This window comes from Paenibacillus sp. GbtcB18, assembly GCF_019091125.1.
Lineage (GTDB): Bacteria > Bacillota > Bacilli > Paenibacillales > NBRC-103111 > Paenibacillus_F > Paenibacillus_F chitinolyticus.
The window spans coordinates 76,721-92,720 of sequence record NZ_JAGXJX010000004.1 but is presented as its reverse complement, the minus strand read 5'-3'; the positions used below and the strand labels follow the sequence as shown (position 1 = coordinate 92,720).

Below are 16,000 nucleotides of genomic sequence, written 5' to 3'. Positions count from 1 at the left end.
TAAGAAGGGAGCGCGCTGCGTTGACGTATAACCAATCTCTCCGCCCGTTTAACGATTTCTGGATGAACTGCGTGTCGAACACGGTCTATTCCATTGCCGTCTCAAACGATTCCAGCTACCGGACGGCTGCTTATCTGAATCATTACACGTATCAGGTCGCAGCTGATCCTTCATTCACTTATTTAACGATGGACCACCCGCTCAAGTATCAGAATGAAGTCTTCAATGATTTTATCCGAGAGTGGGAGCCTTACTATTTCCGGAATCCGCAGGCAATCGGGGAAGAAATCGGCGAACTGCTGGCCAGCGGCCAGCTCCCGGTCGTTCACGTGGATTTATTTCACTGGATTCCGAACTCGCTTGCCTGGAAACAGTACCACTGGTACCACTACTCCCTGATCACCGGTTACGATGCGGAGCGTTCGGTATACCGGGTGCTGGATGACGATATCAACGGCTTCCGGGATTTTGAAGTTCCGCCCGAACGTCTCCAGGAGGCTTTTCTCAGCTCGCAGACGGAGAATAATCCGGCCTATCAGGAGCCTCCTTGTTCTCTGATCCGGCTCAAGGATCAGATTCCGCCTTACGAATTCAAGCTTTCCGATTTGAGCCGTCATGCGGAAAGGCTGATCGGAGAGCTGGACAACCTGCAGACGGAGCATTTGTGGGAGGGAACGCCGGAACCGGACAAGTTTGAAGAGAGCATGACCAACGGACTGGTCGGCGTCAATATTATCGAAAGCAGACAGACGGGAAACCGGCTTATGCTGCGCTATTTACTGGATGCAGGGTGTATCCGGGAAGCTGATTTTCAGACGCTCGACAAGGAACTTGAGGATTTGGCACTAGGCTGGTTCAAAGCCAAAAATGTATTTATCAAGGCGAAGTTTTCGCTCAAAAGAAGATTTAACCGGGATCAACTCCTGACCCTGGCCGTACCGCTTCTTTCACGGGAGAGAAGTTTTTGGGCGGCGCTTCTCGAAACTACCGATGCTGCGGCAGCACTCTCCAAGGAATCTTAGAAAGGCAGCCAAGGAGGGCATTAAGATATGAAATATATCGGTACGGAACAAACAGAGGCTTCCCGGCACCACGGAAGGCTCCAGCCTGTTCCGGGCGTCCGGCATTACCAGGCGGTCCGGGCTTGCAGGCTTAAGCCTGATTTGGAAGGGGGAGCCGGCTGGACCTTTCATAATGCACCTATGCTGGCTTTCTGGAGGCAGCGGTTTTATTTGCAGTATATTACATGTCTCGTGGAAGAGAATAATCCTCCCGCCCGGACGATGATCACAAGCTCGGCTGACGGCAAGGAATGGACCGAACCGATGATTGCGTTTCCTTCCTACGAAATACCGGAGGGGGTATATAGCGGTCCGGACGGAGCCGACCTGCCGAAAGGCAGCCTTGCCGTCATGCATCAGCGTATGGGATTTTACACGGCAGCCGACGGAAGACTGCTGACGCTGGGCTTCTACGGCATCTGTCCGGTTCCTTCCGTAATGCCCAATGACGGCCGCGGAATCGGCCGGGTCGTTCGTGAGATCTACCCGGACGGGTCCATGGGCCCCATTTATTTCATCCGGCTGAACGCCCATGCGGGATGGAATGCCGGTAACACGAGTTATCCTATGTATACGGAATCGCCGGATGAGGGGTTTGTCGAGGCATGCCGGCTGTTACTGCAAGACAGGCTGGCGACGATTCAGTGGTGGGAAGAAGATCAGAGCGAGGATGGTTTTTATCCGCTTACGGGTTACAAAGCGCTGAGCTGCTATCCCCTGCCCGGAAACAAGGTAGCCGGTATCGGCAAGAACGGCAAATATGCCTTAAGCGAGGACGATGGGGAAAGCTGGACAGAGACGGGGGAAATTGACGGTCTGGTCACAGCGGGCAGCAAACTGTGGGGGCAGCAAACGCCGGACGGCAAATATGCGCTGCTGTACAATCCCAGCCCTAACAACGCGTACCGGTGGCCGCTGGCCGCCGCCGTAAGCGAGGACGGGCTTCACTTCGACAAGCTCCGGTTAATTGGAGGGGAGGTTCCCCCGCGCCGCTATACAGGCTTTTACAAATTTTACGGATTGAATTATGTCCGTGGAATATCGCCCGGAAACGGCACACCGGAAGAGGACGCAATCTGGGTCGCTTACAGCATGAACAAGGAGGATATTTGGGTAGCCCGCATTCCGGTGCCCTTGGTGCCGGATTTCCACGATGATGGAGATGCGGCAGCTCCTACGGCAGACATCGATACCGATACCGGTACGGGGGCCTCGACCCTTGGGGGAAGCGTGTACGGCTTGTCCGGTTCTCCCATTGAAACGGCAAAAGCAGCGGCCCCCGTGCCGGACAAAGGTGGATCCGGTCCCGTATCCGCAGCCGGGCAGCCCTGCGAAATGCCCGCTCTTTCAAGCTCCGGCCTGGAAGATTTCGACCGCTGGAGCATCTACCGGCCCAAATGGTCGGAGATCCGCTTAAGTGGAGATTCCGGCCTGATCTTGAGCAGCCGTGACCCCTATGACTACGTCAAGGTGGAGAAAGCTTTCGCTTTCAGGGCCGGCCATCAAACGGATGTGACAATCGGTATCCGGCCCCTTGCCGTCGGAACGGTACCGCTTACGATCGAACTGACCGATGGACGGGGCGAAACGGCCGTCGGGCTCCATTGGAGTACGGACGGACGTATCTCGGTCCTGCAAGAAGAAAGCGGCGTATTCTTACAAACCTACGTAGAGGGCGCCGAGTATGAGTGCGTGCTGTCCATCGATCCGGAAAACGGCCGCTTAAGCCTTTCCGTAGACGGGACGCCGGCAGGAAAGCTTTTTGAGTATCATGCAGCGAAGGCGGGAACCGTCGCGTTCAAAGTAGGCGAGAGGCCTTTCCGTGTCTCCCTGGATACGCCCTTGGACGGCGGGGACCTCGGCATTCCGGACGAGCCGCTCCTTCCCTCCTCCTACTGTATCCGCTATGTGAAGTTTCAAAGTTCGCGTTATTCAAATCGTGTGCAAGCCGAAAGGAGATGACGTGCTTCTGTGAGCATTTTATTAAAAAACTATATATCCGGCAGCTGGCAGGAATCTTCTTCGTCCGTGACCGAAACGGTCTACAATCCGGCGAACGACGGGGTTCTCGCTCAGGTTCCGCTGTCAACCCGCAAGGATCTGGATCAGGCGGTTCAAGCGGCGAAGGCCGCCTTTCTGCCTTGGAAAAACACACCGGTCCAGAAAAGGGCGAGGATTCTTTTCAAATACCAGCAGCTTCTCGTCGAGGCTTGGGACGAGCTTGCCGCTCTGATTACGAGGGAGAACGGAAAGTCTCAGCAAGATGCGTATATGGAAGTCCAGCGCGGTGTCGAATGCGTCGAATTTGCGGCGGGTATTCCGTCCCTTATGATGGGACAGATTACTCCGGACGTGGGCACCGGTGTGGAGACGACTATGCTGCGCTACCCGATTGGGGTGGTAGGGGGCATCACACCGTTTAACTTCCCCATGATGGTCCCGTGCTGGATGTTTCCTATGGCGATTGCCTGCGGCAATACGTTCATTCTGAAGCCGTCCGAACGCACGCCTCTGCTTGCTAACCGGCTTGCCGAGCTGTTCACGGAAGCGGGGCTTCCCGACGGCGTGTTCAATATCGTACACGGGGCGCGCGAAGTGGTAAACGGCATTCTGGAGCATCCCGAGATCAAAGCCGTATCCTTCGTCGGCTCGCAGCCGGTTGCGGAATATGTGTACAAAACGGCGGCACAGCACGGAAAAAGGGTCCAGGCGCTGGCAGGAGCCAAGAACCATTCCATTGTTATGCCGGATGCGGATGAGGAGCTCACGGTTAAAAGCATTATCGAGTCGGCTTTCGGATCTGCAGGCGAACGGTGCATGGCATGTTCCGTTGTCGTACTGGTCGGTGGAGACCGCGACGGCTTGAAGCAGAAGCTGATTGACGCGGCGAATCGGTTGCAAATCGGCAACGGCGAAGATAAGGAAACGGAGCTAGGTCCCCTTATCCGCCAAAGCCACAAAGACAGGACCCTGGATTATTTGAGTTCCGGCGAACAGGAAGGCGCCGTCCTGCTGCGGGACGGCAGAAAAGACGGGGCCGCATCCGGAGCGGGCTATTTCCTCGGCCCGACTGTTTTTGACGAAGTTACGCCGGCAATGAAGATCTGGCAGGATGAAATTTTCGCGCCCGTGTTGTCCATTATGCAGGCGGACAGTCTGGAAGAGGCGATTGCGATAGCCAACCGTTCTTCTTTTGCCAACGGTGCCTGCATTTACACCGGACAACTCGCGGCTGTCCGCCAGTTCCGCGAGGAAATAGACGCCGGAATGCTGGGAGTGAACATCGGTGTACCTGCCCCGACGGCGCTTTTCCCTTTCTCAGGCTACAAAAACTCTTTTTACGGCGATCTGCATGTGAATGGGAAAGACGGACTAGAATTTTATACGCGCAAGAAGGTAATGACGGTGAAAGCCTGAGTACAGCCTGAAGCGGTGCATATGGAAAGGAGTGTGACGAATGGAGCTGCTCAAGCGGGAAACCGAGGAGATTGTCAGTGTGAAGCTGCCTGTCGGCAGTGTCCTGCAGTGGCTGAACGCTTATCTTATCCGCGGGGAAGACGGCTACACGCTGCTTGATGCGGGAATGCCCGATGAAGAAACATTCGGCTTGTGGCAGCAAGCCTGGAGACATCTGGGGATTTCTCCGCGCGATATCACCTCCATTATTATCACGCATCATCATGTGGATCATTACGGGCTGGCAGCGAGGCTTCAGGAAGTGACGGGAGCCTCGGTCCGAATGACGGAGTCCTGTTTCCTTCAGGCCTCGCGGATCTGGTCGGCGGATTCCGTTTACGATGAAGAGGTATTGGAGCTTTTTGCCCGGCACGGAGCTCCACGGCATCTGCTGGAAGTGACCGCACCGGAACTGAAACATTACGTGAAGTCTGTGAATGTTCATCCGGATGCGGAATTTATACGGGCAGGCGATAAACTTGCGCTCGGTAAGTCCATCTTCGAAGCCGAGCTGGTATCCGGCCACGCGGAAGGACATCTCTGTCTGTACGACAAACAAGAGCAGCTCGTTTTTTGCGGGGATCATGTGATTCCGAAAATGCTGCCGAACCTTAATTTCACGCTCGGATTTGACGAGAATCCGCTCGGCTCCTATTTCAGCTCGCTGAAGGAGCATGCCGAACTGCCTGTCCGAAAGGCTTATCCCGGGCATATGATTCCTTTCCGCAAGTACAACGCCCGTGCGGCCGACATTGCGGCCCAGTACCGGCAGCGCATCGACGACATACTGGCCCGCCTGGACAAGCCGATGACCGCCTTTGAATTGTGCTGTCTCGTGTTCTTTGTGCCGGTAAACGCGGAGCAGCTCCGCTTTAAGCTGTTTGAAATGCTGGCTTGCCTGAATTATTTGCAGAGCCTGAATTTGATTGAACCAGCGGAAGCGGGAGCGGACGGGCGGCTTTATTACAGACGTGCACCCGTACATGCTAATCGGAACCCATGAGAGGATGAGGAGCATTGGAAGCAAACAAAATAGTGGACTGGGCACATTATATCTTCGTAAGCGCAAAAGCGGGCCTTACTTATGCCTCGGACAGCTGTGATCTGAAAAGATACGCGGTTATTAAGGGAGTGGCGGAAGAGATGCTTTCTCTTTACACAGAGCCGCATGAGGATCTCCCTCGCAGCGTTCCGAACGGAGAAAACAAAATTTATTTAACGTTTGACGACGGCCCCGATCCGGTTTATACCCCGCAAATTCTGGATCTTTTAAAGAAATACGGCGTCACCGGTACGTTCTTTCTAATGGGAGAAAGGGTACGGCAGCACCCGCACATCGTTAAGCGGATAGTGGACGAAGGGCATGCGATCGGCAATCATACCTACACCCATCCTTTCATGGTCCTCCTTAATGAGAAAGAGTTGAACGAGGAGCTGTCTCTGACGGATGAAGCCATACGGGATGCCGTCGGTTTTGCGCCCGTTCTTTTCCGCCCTCCGTACGGTTTGCTGAAACAGGGGACTATCGATTTGCTCCGGGCTCGGGGCTATGAAATAATGATGTGGTCCGAGGAACTCGAAATGTATGATTGGTCTTTCCCCGGGGTGGACAACATGGTCCGTCTCATTGAGGAAAAGACAGAGTCCGGCAGCATGATTCTGCTTCATGACGGCGGAGGAAACCGGGAAGAAACCGTCCGCACGTTAGAGAAAGTCATTCCTCTGCTGCTCGAGCGCGGCTTTCATTTTGCCGCGGACTACCTGGAGCATAGCCGGAATGAACATGGGCGCACAGCGGCGGAAACGGTCCGGTAACACACGGCCCAGTGCTGCAGCTGCAGAACCCGCGTGCCTTAAAACCGAATACCGCGCCGCTGCAAAAAAACAAGGGAGCATTCCGGACGGAATACTCCCTTGTTCAGTTTTCGCGCTGTCCCCACGTTTCGCGGTAGATCAGGCCATCCAGCGCCCGGCGCTTCTCCCACTTTGCCGTTTCGAGAATCGGCTGGACGGGATAATGATCCGTGTAGCCGATGGAGATTAGAGCGAGCGGATCGATATGCGGCGGAATCGCCAAAATATCGCGGATATCGTTCTTCTTGTAGAAGCTGACCCAGCCGGCTGCCAGACCTTCCGCACAGGCTGCGAGCCACAGGTTCTGGATCGCGCATGCGACGGACATCATGTCCGTCTCCGGGATGGAGTTGCGTCCCAGCACGTGAGAACCTCCGCGCGTCGGGTCGCAGGTGATGCACACGGTCAGCGGCGCCTGCTTCAGGCCCTCGATTTTTAAATTCAGAAATTGATCCTGGCGCTCCCCTTCGTAATGAATGGCCAGCGCCCTTCTTTCTTTGTCGGCCGCCCAGGCGAGTCGTTCTTTGATTTCATCCGACTCCACCAGGATAAAATTCCACGGCTGCATAAATCCTACGGAAGGAGCATGATGAGCGGCTTCCAGCAGCCTGAGAACGGTTTCATCCGGGATCGGATCGCTGCGGAAAGTACGGACGTCCCGCCGGGTATACATAATCTTATAAAGCGCTTCTCTTTCTTCACTGCTGAACATGTGTGTTCACCTCCATTTCCATTATATGCTTTTTTGGGTGAGAACGGTTTGGTTAAAAAAGAGGAAAGGCGTAAATCTCCTTCCTATTATGAATTTTTTTTGACAAAAACCTCTTGCCAATGAAACCGCTTCCGTGTAATATGGAGTCAAATATCATACCTGATTCAACGATGGCTAGAGAAAATGAGAAGCCTTCATGCATACTCCTTTTCGGAGGTGTTTTTATGCTGGGGGCTTCTTTTTCTTATGCCTATTTATAGAAAGGAGAGATTGCGTCAGGATACCGCGAAGAAATGAATGCGTTTTCAAACGAGATGAAAGTTCACTCAAACCAGCACAGACTTACACACTTTAACGAATTTCAGGGGGGAACGTTCTTGAAAAAACTAATGGTCCTTATGATCGCGCTTGCCATGCTCCTTTCAGCTTGTGGAGGAGGCGGAAGTACGGCGTCTACAGACAATAAAGGTTCCGGCGGAGACAATGGCAAACCCGTCGAGCTTCAGTTTTACTTCCCGGTTGCGGTAGGCGGACCGATAACGAAAATCATCGATGGGCTTGCCCAAGATTTTGAGAAGGAAAACCCGAACATTAAGATCAAACCGGTTTACGGCGGCAGTTACCAGGATACGATGACGAAGGTCGCTACGGCGGTTCAGGGCAACAACTCCCCGGATATGGCGGTTCTTCTGTCCACGGATCTGTACACGCTGCTTTCGATGAAAGCCATTGAGGATCTCACTCCGCGGTTCTCGAAGGACTATTTCGGCAACTTCTATGAAGCGTTCCTCGGCAACACGAAGTCCGGCGACACCGTTTGGAGCGTTCCGTTCCAGCGCAGCACGATCGTGCTTTACTACAACAAGGACATGTTCAAGGAAGCGGGGCTGGACCCGGAAAAAGCGCCGAAAAACTGGAACGAACTCCGGGAGGCTGCGGCCAAGCTGACCAAAACGGACGCATCCGGCAAAGTGTCGCAGTGGGGGATCGAAATCCCGAGCACCGGCTATCAATACTGGATGCTGCAAGCGCTCTCATTGCAATCCGGCGACAACATTATGTCGGGCGACGGCAAGCAGGTCTTTTTCAACAAGCCGCACGTAGAAGAAGCCCTCCAGTTCTATATGGACCTGGGACAGAAGGATAAGGTCATGCCAAACGGGGCGATCGAATGGGCGACGGTGCCTTCCGATTTCATCAGCGGCAAAACGGCCATGATGTTCCATACGACCGGCAACCTGACGAAAGTGAAAACCGATGCGAAATTCAACTTCGGCGTCGCATTCTTGCCGGCCAACAAACAATTCGGTTCCCCGACCGGGGGCGGCAACCTGTATGTGTTCAAAAATATCCCGGAAGAGCGCAAAAAAGCGGCCGTCAAATTCATCGAATTCCTGACGAAGCCGGAGCGCGTGGCCCAGTGGTCGATCGACACGGGATATGTCGGCACGACGAAAGCCGCTTACGAAACCGATCAGCTGAAAAAGTACATCGAATCGTTCCCGCAGGCCAAAGTAGCGAGAGATCAGCTGGAATACGCGGACAGCGAGCTTTCGACGTACCAGAACGGACAGGTAACCAAGCTGTTTAACGACAATATTCAGGCGGCGCTGCTCGGCAAGATGACGGCGAAAGAAGCTTTGCAGAAATCGCAGGAAGCGGCGGACGGCATTCTGAAAAATTTTAAATAACCTTACCTAACTTTAACTAACTTAAAACATGTTCGGCTAGAGACGATGAGAAGCCGCAGTTGCATTAAGGAATCCTTCTTTCTCTATGGGATCGCTTAATGTGATCTGCGGCTTTCTGTCATTTTCGACCAACCTCTCCATGTGAAGAAACGGGTGATTTTATTGGCTCAACGAACCGCAACCATCAAGAATAAATTCAACTGGAAAGAGAACGCGTTCGCTTATGCGCTCCTTCTGCCTTCTCTAATTTTCCTGGCCTTGTTCACGTTCTACCCGACGCTCAAGTCCATCTATCTCAGCTTCTACAGCTCCAATTTCGAAAGCAGCACGTTTGTCGGGCTCGATCAGTATAAATCCGTCCTGCAGGATGATGTGTTCCGCAAAGTCATCAAGAACAACCTTCTCCTGGCGATCGGCACGGTTCCGACGAGTATTTTTCTCGCCATCTACATGGCCATCTGGGTGAATAACAAGCTGAAGGGCAACGGACTGCTCCGAGCCGCCTTTTTCTACCCGACGATTATCCCGATGATTGCCATCGCGAACGTCTGGCTGTTCATTTATACGCCGGATTACGGGCTTTTGGACAAATTCCTCGGTGTATTCGGTATCGATAGCCCCAACTGGCTCGGCAGTCCCGAGTGGGTTATGTACGCCATGATGTTTATGGTCATCTGGAAGGAAGCCGGGTATTTCATGATTTTCTACCTGGCGGGATTGCAAAGTCTGCCCAAGGAAGTGTATGAAGCCGCCAAGCTGGAAGGCGCGAGCCCTTTTCAAGTATTTCGCAAAATCACGTTTCCGCTGCTGATGCCTACCACGACGTTCGTTTTTATTATCGCGGTCACGAATTCCTTCAAGCTGGTGGATCACCTGTACATTATGACCAAGGGCGGTCCGGACAACGCGAGCAATCTGCTGCTCTATCACATTTACGAAACGGCGTTCAGCTTCTGGGATATGGGCAAAGCATCCGTGCTGACGGTTATCCTGCTCGTCATTCTGCTTGCCGTATCTATTTTCAACTACGCTTATCTCGATAAAAAAATCCACTACTAGAAGAAAGGAGAGGCAACCTTATGCATCAAGTCATCAACCGGACGGTTATTATTCTGCTTGCCATCGCCTTCCTGATCCCTCTGGTATGGACGGTGTTCACTTCCTTCACGCCTTCGGAAGAAATCATTACAAGAGCCAATCCGTTTGCGATCGAAAATCCGACTTTCGTGAACTACATCAACGCTTGGAAAACGATTCCGTTCCTCCAGTATTACTGGAATACGATCGTCATCGTTGTGGGCATCCTGGCCGTTCAGCTCGTTACGATCACGCTGGCCGCCTATGCGTTTGCGCGGTTGAATTTTGTCGGCTCCGGCATTCTGTTCATCATCTTCCTGACGCAGATCATGATTCCGCCGGACATTCTGATCTATCCGAACTACACGATCATGAAGGAGCTGAATCTCGTCGATACGAAGCTGGCGATCATGCTGCCGTACTGGGCTTCCTCGTTCGGGGTGTTCCAGCTGCGTCAGACGTTCAAGCAGATTCCGCTCGATCTGGACGAAGCGGCACGGGTGGACGGCTGCAAATGGTGGCAGACGCTCTGGTACGTGTACCTGCCCGCCGCCAAACCGACTTACATCGCGTTCGGCCTTATTTCCGTGAGTACTCATTGGAGCAATTTCATGTGGCCGCTCGTCGTTACGAACTCCGTCGAATCCCGTCCGCTTACCGTAGGGATCGCGATTTTCGCCCAGTCGTTTGAAACCGGCGCCCAATGGGGAACGGTCACGGCGGCGACGCTGATGGTGATCCTGCCTCTGCTCATCGCGTTCTTCGTGTTCCAGAGACAATTCGTCGACAGCTTTATGCACTCCGGCATCAAGTAGGGGGACGCGCAGACATGGAACTGATTTTAATGGGAACGGCGTGTGCTTCTTCGGGCAGGGATAGAGACAATACGTATCTGCTTTTGCGCGATGCGTCCGGGAGCACGCTTATTGACATCGGTGGCAACCCGCTCGGGAAGCTGAAAACACTCGGACTTACGACGCACGAAGTCAAGCGGGTGATGTTTACACATGTTCATATCGACCATATTTACGGTCTGCCCTCCCTGCTCTGGGGGATGTGGATCGACGGACGTGAAGACCCGCTGGAAATTTACTGTGACGAGTCGGAGAAAGAATGGTTGCAAAACTGGCTGGACCTGATGAAATTGACGAAATGGCCCATTGCTTTCGAGATTTCGGTCCGGGCGTTCCAGTGGGAGAAGCCTGCGCTTCTATGGAAAGAAGGCGAAACGGCTCTGTCGGTTTTTCCGAGCAGGCACGGCGTTGCGGCCGTCGGCATCCGGGTGGAATGCGGCGGGACGGTATTCGTTTATTCGACGGACACGATGCCGAACCCGCTCATACGGGACATGGACCGGATCGACCTGCTTATCCACGAATCGACGACGGCGGAGAGAAGTCTGGCGATGCACAGCACCTTGCGCGACATTGCCGGCTACTACGACTGGAGCAAAATCGGCCGGGGCATACTCGTGCACCTAACGGACGACGAGCCTTATGAGGATCTGCTGAAGGAAATGTCGGAGCCGGTTTCTTCCAAAATATCTTTGGGCCGGGAACTGGAAAGAATTTTTTTGCCAGGTGAAAATTCGAATGGGTAATGCGCCCGGGAATCAGCCGTATCCGGCAGGATACGAGGGTTTATTGTGGATGAAAGGGAGTGAACAGATGGATCATTATGCAGGGTATATATTTGATTTGGACGGAACGATTTACTTGGGCGATCATGCGATCGAAGGAGCGGTGGAAACGATCCATCATCTGCAGTCCAAAGGGAAGAAACTTCTGTTCTTGACGAACAAGACGATCGAATCCCGTGAAAACTACGTTAAAAAGCTCCATAAATTCGGCGTGAAAATAGGCATGGAACAGATGCTGAATCCCGCGCTGGTCACGATCCGTTATTTGCAGAATCACTATCCGGGCCAAAAGGTATACGTCATCGGAGAGCCGATTTTAAAGGAAGAGTTTCTGGAAAACGGCATCTCCTTCGCGGATACGCCGCAGGAAACCGGTGTCGTCGTCATATCCTGGGACCGCGACTTTCATTACAACCATCTGGATTTCGCTTACCAGGCGATCAAGCACGGGGCCGAGGCGATCGCGACCCATCCCGACAGAACGTGCCCGATGCCGGGCGGAGACGTTCCGGACTGCGGGGGAATGATCGGTGCCATCGAAGGCACGACCGGCAAGAAGGTCACGATAATTATGGGCAAGCCTTCCGTCATGACGGCGCTGACCGCGCTCGAAATTTTGCAGGTGGAAGCGAAGGACTGCCTGATGACCGGAGACCGTCTGGAGACGGATATCCGGATGGGGGCCGAGGCGGGAATGAGCACGGCGCTTGTCCTCACGGGCATTACGAGCGAAGCGGATGTCGCATCGGCCGAGTTTAAGCCGACTTACGTGCTGCCTTCCGTTCACGCTATTGTGAAGCAGGGCTGTTCTTCCCAGTAACCCGCCGCCGGGAGGCCGCACCGCATGAAGCTCCAAGCCCGCTGTTCGGAGTCACATGACGGTGATCACATGAGATACAGCTTAGAGGCAGCCGGAGCAACCGGCATGTCGCTTGCCTAAAGGGACTGAAGGTGCTGAACGTTTGATTGGACCGGAGACCTGGAGAATGTTTAATCAACGATGAGGTGATAAGGATGAAAGAGACGACAGAACGTGCGCAGCGAGTGGCTTATTGCCTGAAAAAGAAACCCGTGATTACAAGCCTGATGAATGCGGAGGAGCTGCCGGGCATTTTGCAGACCTCCTCCAATATCGTCTTTATATTGAAATCGGATATTTTTATGATCGAAGGCATTGTGGAAAAAATCCGCGAAGCCGGGAAGCTGTCCTTTGTCCATTTCGACCTGATCGAAGGAATCGGCAAAGACAAAGCGGGAGTCGCCTATATGGCGGAGAAAATCGGCATCGACGGGATCGTCACGACGAAGAACAACATTATTGCCGAAGGGAAAAAATACGGCCTGATTACCGTGCAGCGGCTGTTCGTTTTCGACTCGGTATCGCTGGATAACGGCATCAAAATGACAAAAAGCTCCCAGCCTGACGCGATCGAGGTTCTTCCGGGAATGGTCTGCTCGCGGATTATGAAGCGGATCCGGGCCGAAGTGGATGTACCGGTCATTGCAGGGGGTCTGATGACCGATCTGGAAGACTTTAACGCCGCTCTCGGCAGCGGGGTTATCGGCATCTCGACGTCCAGCAAGGAATTGTGGCGCTGGCAGGATGAAAACCGTTAGAGCCGCCTTAACAATTTCTTCATTAGATGTGCGGCGCCGGATGCGTTAGGATATTCAAGGGATTTCTATAGATGGTTTTGTATCGTTTCTGCGGAAAGTAAGCGTACGCGGCTCCTTTGGGAAATAACGGTTGAATACTTGTGGATGGCTTTGAAAACACGATCCGCTTTTATTCGGCCGTTTTTCATATAATCGATACGCCTAGGAGGATGAAGAATGCGCAAAAGTTTACGCAACAAGATGGCCGGTGTCTTGACTCTGGCCCTGGCGGCGGCTCCGTTTCTTCCGGTTTCGCCGGCTCAGTCCGTTCAGGCTGCGGCCGTGCCGAAGCTGCTCATTACGGAATTGGTGCCGGATACGACCAATTTCGCGAGCTACGACGCTTTCGAGTACATCGAGGTGTACAACAACAGCGCCGTACAGGTCGACCTGCAGGGCTACCGGTTCAAAGCGGGCAGCTGGAATGCTCAAATCTCCCAGTCTTACAAGCTGGGACCTTGGGAGACCGGCGTGGTCTGGACCCGGAGAGCCGAAATCGCTCCGCTTGGCAAAGAGGCGTTCAACAGCTATTATTCCCTTTCCTACGCAAGCAAGTACGTGCCGGACAACAAGCTTCACATCATTGAAAATGTCGGCGGTCTGACAAACAGCGGAACGCAGACCGTCACGATTCTGGACCCGGCGGGCGCGGAAGCGGTCAAGGCTTCGTACACGGCCGACGATGTGGCCGAAGGCAAGACGATCACCTACCGCTATCCGGCGGCAGGCGGTACGGCAATGCAGAAGATCGCCGGACTGCAGGCGCCGACGCCCGGCAGACTCCTTGCCGGACAAGCCCCGGCCCGTCCGAAGCAGGACAATCAGGCGCCTCAGGCGCCGGCGGGCGTTACGGCCGTGGCGGGCGGCGGCAGCGCGAAGCTGGCGTGGTCGGCGAACCCGGAAGCAGACGTGTTCCAGTACAACGTCTACCAGAACGGAGCGCTGCTCTATACGGTGCCCGCTTCGCAGCGCGAGTTCACGGCTTACTCCCTGATCGGAAACAAGCCGTATACGTTCCAGATCAGCGCCGTGGATCTGTCCGAGAACGAGTCGGCCAAAACGTCCGTTACCGTCACACCTTCCCACCAGTTGATCACGCAGGAAGAAAGAGCCGTCAATCCGAAAGACAGCAAGTACCAGAGCCTGTGGAACATCAGCTCCGACGGTCCGGTCGTTCCGGGACTGAAACAGGATCTCGTTCCGCAGGGAATGGCGTATTACGGGGCCAACAACTGGCTGCTCACCGTGGCGTACCTGGAGGACGGACGCCCCGCGACTCTCACGGTCACGGACGCTTCGACGAATCAGTACGTCAAATCCATCGTACTGTATAACAGCGACGGCACTCCGTACACCGGGCATGCCGGCGGCGTGGCGGTCAGCCGGGATCATGTGTGGATCGCCTCCGAAGGGGCGCTGCACCAGCTCCGGCTTAGCGATGTGACTGGCGCCCAGAACAACGGCGAAGTCTCCTTCATCGGCTCCGTGCCGGTGCCGGTGGATGCGGCGTTCAATACATTCGCCGACGGCGTTCTTTGGGTAGGCGAGTTCTACGAAGCGAAGAGCTATCCGACCGACCCGAGCCACAAACTCGTGGCCCGCGACGGCGCGCAGCACTACGCCTGGACCGCGGGATATCGGCTCGATCCGGTCACGGATACGATCCGTTCGGACAAGTGGAACGGCAGCGCCGGCACCCCGGCCGTGCCGGACTATCTCCTGTCCATCACGGAGAAAGTCCAAGGCATCGCGTTTATGCAGAATTCCGTCGTGCTCAGCCAGTCCTACGGACGCGGCAATGACAGCACGCTGTACCGCTACAACAACCCGCTGCAGGAACCGGCCCACGCCTCGGGAACCGTGGGCGGGACAAGCGTGCCCGTCTGGTTCCTCGACGGGCAGTCCGCCAAGGCTACGAACAGCAAGCTGACCGCCGTTCCGATGACCGAGGGCATCGTGCCGGTGGGCGGCGACCTGTTCGTCCTGTTCGAATCCGGCGCGAACAAATACCGGTACACGACGACGTACATCATGGACCGCGTTCTCAAAATCAACTGGAACCAGTGGGACCAAATGTAAACAGCCGGACCGTCCGCTTCTCGGGAAGCGGGCGGTTTTTTTATTTTGCGGGAAAAGGCGAAGGGATGTAAGATAAAGGAAATGAGGTGGAAAGGGTGAGAACGCTATCTTCATCTATATCGTGCTGATTGCGGTCGGTCTCTTGATGCTGCTCGCGCCGGGTGCCGTCTGGGCCGTCAAGGAAAGCTGGAAATCGAACGACGGAACGGAGCCGTCGGATCTGTATCTGTTCTCCACAAGGATCGGCGGAGGAATTTTTCTGCTTATCGGAATAGCCGGTAGTGCAGTCAGTCTGCTGTGAGCTGTGAATTCGTTTAAACGAGGGATGAGACCATGATAAAAAAGTGGAACGGCACGTTTTTCGGTACGCTCTTGTTGACCCTGCTTTTGAGTGTCCTTCACGGAGCGGGCGGAGAGCTGCTTTTTGTGAGTGCCTATAAGTACTCTGCGGTAGTGGCGAGCCCAGATCTCGCCGTAGCTGTCCTGACGATTTTGTACGCGCTTCCGGTTCTTGCATGGTTCCGGACGAAATATTGGACCGCGTTGGCTTTTCTTCTTGTGCTCAGCCCGCTGGGCTCCTTGTTGTTTCTTTCCATCGGAAGACTGTTTTTTTCGACCGCGGAAGGTGACTTGGGAGCCGGAATACTTTGGTTCATTACGACGGGGATCAATCTTGTGAGCGTTGTGCTCGGCACACTTCTCGGAGGCTTGACCAACCTGATGCTGCACAGCAGGCATATGCTGAATTCGTGATCTACTCTGTTGTTGTATAAAA

The 16,000-nt window shown here is 54.3% G+C and carries 15 protein-coding genes; 14 read left to right on the top strand and 1 reads right to left on the bottom strand.

The annotated features are described in order from the left end of the window. The first annotated feature begins 20 nt into the window (after nucleotides 1-20). Genes KVT34_RS14200 through KVT34_RS14180 form a run of 5 tightly spaced genes read left to right on the top strand, consistent with a single transcriptional unit; the run spans nucleotide 21 to nucleotide 6,332 of the window. Entirely contained in the window at nucleotides 21-1,022 is a 1,002-nt protein-coding gene (locus tag KVT34_RS14200; RefSeq protein ID WP_217559398.1) for a BtrH N-terminal domain-containing protein, read from the top strand. A gap of 27 nt (nucleotides 1,023-1,049) precedes the next feature. Beyond that, a complete protein-coding gene (locus KVT34_RS14195; protein ID WP_217559397.1) occupies nucleotides 1,050-3,023 on the top strand; it encodes a sialidase/neuraminidase family protein in 1,974 nt (657 codons plus the stop codon). A gap of 9 nt (nucleotides 3,024-3,032) precedes the next feature. Continuing rightward, nucleotides 3,033-4,478, top strand: a complete 1,446-nt coding sequence (locus KVT34_RS14190) for a CoA-acylating methylmalonate-semialdehyde dehydrogenase (RefSeq protein ID WP_217559396.1) — start codon at nucleotides 3,033-3,035, stop codon at nucleotides 4,476-4,478. Nucleotides 4,479-4,518: 40 nt separating this feature from the next. Then, on the top strand, nucleotides 4,519-5,520 hold the full coding sequence (locus KVT34_RS14185) for an MBL fold metallo-hydrolase (protein WP_217559395.1): 1,002 nt from the start codon (nucleotides 4,519-4,521) through the stop codon (nucleotides 5,518-5,520). Nucleotides 5,521-5,534: 14 nt separating this feature from the next. Further along, nucleotides 5,535-6,332, top strand: a complete 798-nt coding sequence (locus KVT34_RS14180) for an NUDIX hydrolase N-terminal domain-containing protein (RefSeq protein ID WP_217559394.1) — start codon at nucleotides 5,535-5,537, stop codon at nucleotides 6,330-6,332. A gap of 103 nt (nucleotides 6,333-6,435) precedes the next feature. On the opposite strand, the gene bluB is transcribed toward KVT34_RS14180, so the two are convergent. Beyond that, nucleotides 6,436-7,083, bottom strand: coding sequence for a 5,6-dimethylbenzimidazole synthase (bluB, locus tag KVT34_RS14175; RefSeq protein WP_217559393.1), 648 nt, complete (start codon nucleotides 7,081-7,083; stop codon nucleotides 6,436-6,438). A gap of 377 nt (nucleotides 7,084-7,460) precedes the next feature. On the opposite strand from bluB, the gene KVT34_RS14170 reads away from it, so the two are divergent. The 9 genes from KVT34_RS14170 (at nucleotide 7,461) to KVT34_RS14130 (ending at nucleotide 15,978) form a co-directional block, all read left to right on the top strand. Continuing rightward, complete coding sequence (locus KVT34_RS14170) at nucleotides 7,461-8,774, top strand: ABC transporter substrate-binding protein (RefSeq protein WP_254634867.1); 1,314 nt, start codon at nucleotides 7,461-7,463, stop codon at nucleotides 8,772-8,774. Between the two features lie 162 nt (nucleotides 8,775-8,936). Beyond that, on the top strand, nucleotides 8,937-9,833 hold the full coding sequence (locus tag KVT34_RS14165) for a carbohydrate ABC transporter permease (protein WP_217559391.1): 897 nt from the start codon (nucleotides 8,937-8,939) through the stop codon (nucleotides 9,831-9,833). Nucleotides 9,834-9,853: 20 nt separating this feature from the next. Then, nucleotides 9,854-10,666 carry a carbohydrate ABC transporter permease gene (locus tag KVT34_RS14160; protein WP_042229173.1) on the top strand — a complete coding sequence of 271 codons (813 nt, stop codon included), beginning with the start codon at nucleotides 9,854-9,856 and terminating at the stop codon, nucleotides 10,664-10,666. A gap of 14 nt (nucleotides 10,667-10,680) precedes the next feature. Next, entirely contained in the window at nucleotides 10,681-11,451 is a 771-nt protein-coding gene (locus KVT34_RS14155) for an MBL fold metallo-hydrolase (protein WP_217559390.1), read from the top strand. 67 nt (nucleotides 11,452-11,518) lie between these two features. After that, entirely contained in the window at nucleotides 11,519-12,310 is a 792-nt protein-coding gene (locus KVT34_RS14150; RefSeq protein WP_217559754.1) for an HAD-IIA family hydrolase, read from the top strand. Between the two features lie 194 nt (nucleotides 12,311-12,504). Continuing rightward, complete coding sequence (locus KVT34_RS14145) at nucleotides 12,505-13,107, top strand: glycerol-3-phosphate responsive antiterminator (protein ID WP_016423882.1); 603 nt, start codon at nucleotides 12,505-12,507, stop codon at nucleotides 13,105-13,107. 216 nt (nucleotides 13,108-13,323) lie between these two features. Continuing rightward, nucleotides 13,324-15,225, top strand: coding sequence for a lamin tail domain-containing protein (locus KVT34_RS14140; protein WP_217559389.1), 1,902 nt, complete (start codon nucleotides 13,324-13,326; stop codon nucleotides 15,223-15,225). A 121-nt stretch (nucleotides 15,226-15,346) separates the two neighbouring features. Continuing rightward, nucleotides 15,347-15,526, top strand: a complete 180-nt coding sequence (locus KVT34_RS14135; protein WP_217559388.1) for a DUF6199 family natural product biosynthesis protein — start codon at nucleotides 15,347-15,349, stop codon at nucleotides 15,524-15,526. 32 nt (nucleotides 15,527-15,558) lie between these two features. After that, entirely contained in the window at nucleotides 15,559-15,978 is a 420-nt protein-coding gene (locus tag KVT34_RS14130; RefSeq protein ID WP_217559387.1) for a hypothetical protein, read from the top strand. Nucleotides 15,979-16,000 lie beyond the last annotated feature (22 nt).

What these genes read in the sequence shown, in the direction of transcription:
- KVT34_RS14195 (WP_217559397.1), top strand. Translation starts at nt 1,050, where the DNA reads ATGAAATATATCGGTACGGAACAAACAGAGGCTTCCCGGCACCACGGA.
- KVT34_RS14185 (WP_217559395.1), top strand. Translation starts at nt 4,519, where the DNA reads ATGGAGCTGCTCAAGCGGGAAACCGAGGAGATTGTCAGTGTGAAGCTG.
- bluB (WP_217559393.1), bottom strand. Translation starts at nt 7,083, where the DNA reads ATGTTCAGCAGTGAAGAAAGAGAAGCGCTTTATAAGATTATGTATACC.
- KVT34_RS14160 (WP_042229173.1), top strand. Translation starts at nt 9,854, where the DNA reads ATGCATCAAGTCATCAACCGGACGGTTATTATTCTGCTTGCCATCGCC.
- KVT34_RS14155 (WP_217559390.1), top strand. Translation starts at nt 10,681, where the DNA reads ATGGAACTGATTTTAATGGGAACGGCGTGTGCTTCTTCGGGCAGGGAT.
- KVT34_RS14150 (WP_217559754.1), top strand. Translation starts at nt 11,519, where the DNA reads ATGGATCATTATGCAGGGTATATATTTGATTTGGACGGAACGATTTAC.
- KVT34_RS14145 (WP_016423882.1), top strand. Translation starts at nt 12,505, where the DNA reads ATGAAAGAGACGACAGAACGTGCGCAGCGAGTGGCTTATTGCCTGAAA.
- KVT34_RS14140 (WP_217559389.1), top strand. Translation starts at nt 13,324, where the DNA reads ATGCGCAAAAGTTTACGCAACAAGATGGCCGGTGTCTTGACTCTGGCC.
- KVT34_RS14130 (WP_217559387.1), top strand. Translation starts at nt 15,559, where the DNA reads ATGATAAAAAAGTGGAACGGCACGTTTTTCGGTACGCTCTTGTTGACC.